Consider the following 2721-nt stretch of genomic DNA (forward strand, 5'->3'; position numbering starts at 1 on the left):
CCGGCTCGGGCAAGACCACCACGTTGTACGCCGCGCTGCAGCAGCTCGATGCCGCGCAGCTGAACATCATGACGGTGGAAGACCCGATCGAGTACGAGCTGGCGGGCATCGGGCAGACGCAGGTCAATGCGAAGATCGACCTGAGCTTCGCGCGGGCCCTGCGCGCCCTGCTGCGCCAGGACCCGGATGTCATCATGATCGGCGAAATCCGCGACTTCGAGACCGCGCAGATCGCCATCCAGGCCTCGCTCACCGGCCACCTGGTGCTGGCCACGCTGCACACCAACGACGCGCCCAGCGCCGTGACGCGCCTGACCGACATGGGTGTCGAGCCCTTCCTGCTGTCGAGCTCGCTGCTGGGCGTGCTGGCCCAGCGGCTGGTGCGGCGCCTGTGCCCGGACTGCCGGCGCCCGGATGGCGAGGGCCGCTGGCATCCGGTCGGCTGCGAGCACTGCAGCCGCACCGGCTACCGGGGCCGCACGGGCATCTACGAACTGCTGGTGGCCGACGACAACATCCGTGCACTGGTGCACAACCGGGCGTCCGAGGCCGAGATCGCGGCCGCGGCGATGGCCAACGGCATGCAGCCCATGCGCGCCGACGGCCAGCGCCTGGTCGAGGCGGGCATCACCTCGCTGGAAGAAGTGCTGAGCGCGACACGGGACTGACATGAGGCACCCCCTGCGCCGCTTCGCGTCTTCCTCCTCTCTGGCCGTCGGCCGGAGGGGGACCGCACCAACGGCCCGGCCCAGCCGGTTCCGTGGTGCGCCGGGGGCTGTGACCCTGTTTCATGCGATGTGGATGGCGCGCAGCGCCATGGATCACTGAGATGCCGGCCTACGCATTCGAGGCGCTGGACGCGCAGGGAACGACGCACAAGGGCGTGATCGACGCCGACACCGTGCGCGCCGCGCGCGGCATGCTGCGCGAGCGCGCGCTGATCCCGTTGTCGGTCGAACCGGCGGCCACGGCGGCCGCCCGGGGTGGCCAGGGCTGGAACCTGACCCTGTGGGGCGGCGGTGCGTTCAACGCCACGGCGCTGACGATCTGGACACGCCAGCTGGCCGGGCTGGTGTCGGCAGGCCTGCCGCTGGAGCGCGCACTGGCGGCGCTGGCCGAGGAAGCGGAAGATCCCGCGCAGCAGCGGCTGGTGGCCTCGCTGCGTGCCGAGGTCAACGCCGGCGCCAGCTTCGCTCGCGCCCTGGGGCAGTATCCAAGGGATTTTTCGCCCACCTACACCGCCGTCATCGGCGCCGGCGAACAGAGCGGGCAGCTTGGCGCCGTGCTGGAGAGCCTGGCGGACGACATGGAATCGCGCGAGGCGCTGCGCAACAAGGTCACGGCCGCCGCGCTGTACCCGGCCATCGTGAGCGTGATCGCGCTGGCGATCGTGGTGTTCCTCGTCACCTACGTGGTCCCGCAGGTGGCCGGCGTGTTCGCAGGCAGCCAGCGCGCACTGCCCCTGCTCACGCGGCTGATGCTGGGGGTGAGCGAAGCCGTGCGCGCGTACGGCTGGTGGATGCTGGCCGCGCTGCTGCTGTGCACGGGCGCGCTGTGGCTGGTGCGGCGGCAGCCCCCGCTGCGACTGGAGATGGATGCAGCCTGGCTGCGCCTGCCGCTGGTCGGGCGGCTGTCCCGCGGCTACAACGCCGCGCGCTTCTGCGGCACGCTGGCCATGCTCGCCGGCGCGGGCGTGCCCATCCTGCGCGCCTTGCAGACGGCGGCCGACACCCTGTCGAACAAGGCCATGCAGGCCGACGCCCTGGACGCGCTGGTGCTGGTGCGCGAGGGCGCGCCGCTGGCCGCGGCCATCGGCAGCAAGCGGCGCTTTCCGCCGCTGGTGGCGATGTTCGCGCGGCTGGGCGAGCAGACCGGGCAGTTGCCCACCATGCTGCAGCGCGCGGCGGCGCAGCTCTCGGCCGAGGTGCAGCGGCGGGCGATGCACCTGGCCACGCTCCTGGAGCCCCTGCTCATCGTGGGCATGGGCATCGTCGTGATGCTCATCGTGCTGGCGGTGCTGCTGCCGATCATGCAGCTCAACCAGCTCGTGACCTAGGAAGGTGATCCATGGCGGTGACACTGGATGGGAAGCTGGTGGTGGCGATTTCCTCGCGCGCGCTGTTCGACTTCGAGGAAGAGAACCGCGAGTTCGAGAAGGGCGACGACCGCGCCTACATGAAACTGCAACTGGAACGGCTGAACCAGCCCGCGCCGCCGGGCGTGGCGTTCTCGCTGGTACACAAGCTGCTGGCCTTCAACGACGAGGACGCGCAGCGGGTGGAGGTGGTGATCCTCTCGCGCAACGACCCGGTCTCGGGCATGCGGGTGTTCCGCTCGGCGCAGCACTACGGCCTGCCGATCCAGCGCGGCAGCTTCACGCGCGGGCAGCCGCCGTGGCGCTACCTGCGGCCGCTGCGCGCCAACCTGTTCCTCTCGGCGCACCTGGCCGACGTGCGCGCCGCGCTCGACGCCGGCGTGCCGGCCGCGCAGGTGTACCCGCAGTCGGTGCGCGCCAGCGACGCGCACCCGCACGAGGTGCGCATCGCCTTCGACGGCGACGCGGTGCTGTTCTCGGACGAGGCCGAGCGCGTCTACCAGTCGCAGGGCTTGTCGGCCTTCCAGGCGCACGAGGCCGACAACGCCTCACAGCCGCTGGGCAGTGGCCCGTTCAAGCCCGTGCTCGAAGCCCTGCACCGGCTGCAGGCCGAGGGCACCAGCCGC

General features: G+C 71.4%; 3 protein-coding genes. All 3 read left to right on the plus strand.

All coding sequences use genetic code 11. The features are described 5' to 3' along the window. On the plus strand, positions 1-668 hold a 668-nt coding region (locus PHQ87_RS15785), incomplete at its 5' end, for a GspE/PulE family protein (RefSeq protein ID WP_300236503.1). A gap of 161 nt (positions 669-829) precedes the next feature. Next, a complete protein-coding gene (gene gspF / locus PHQ87_RS15790) occupies positions 830-2056 on the plus strand; it encodes a type II secretion system inner membrane protein GspF (RefSeq protein WP_300236506.1) in 1227 nt (408 codons plus the stop codon). An 11-nt stretch (positions 2057-2067) separates the two neighbouring features. Continuing rightward, the coding region (locus tag PHQ87_RS15795; protein WP_300236509.1) for a 5'-nucleotidase at positions 2068-2721 on the plus strand (654 nt) is incomplete at its 3' end.

This window comes from Hydrogenophaga sp. (assembly GCF_028698005.1).
In the GTDB taxonomy this organism is placed as follows: Bacteria; Pseudomonadota; Gammaproteobacteria; order Burkholderiales; family Burkholderiaceae_C; genus Hydrogenophaga.

What these genes read in the sequence shown, in the direction of transcription:
- gspF (WP_300236506.1), top strand. Translation starts at nt 830, where the DNA reads ATGCCGGCCTACGCATTCGAGGCGCTGGACGCGCAGGGAACGACGCAC.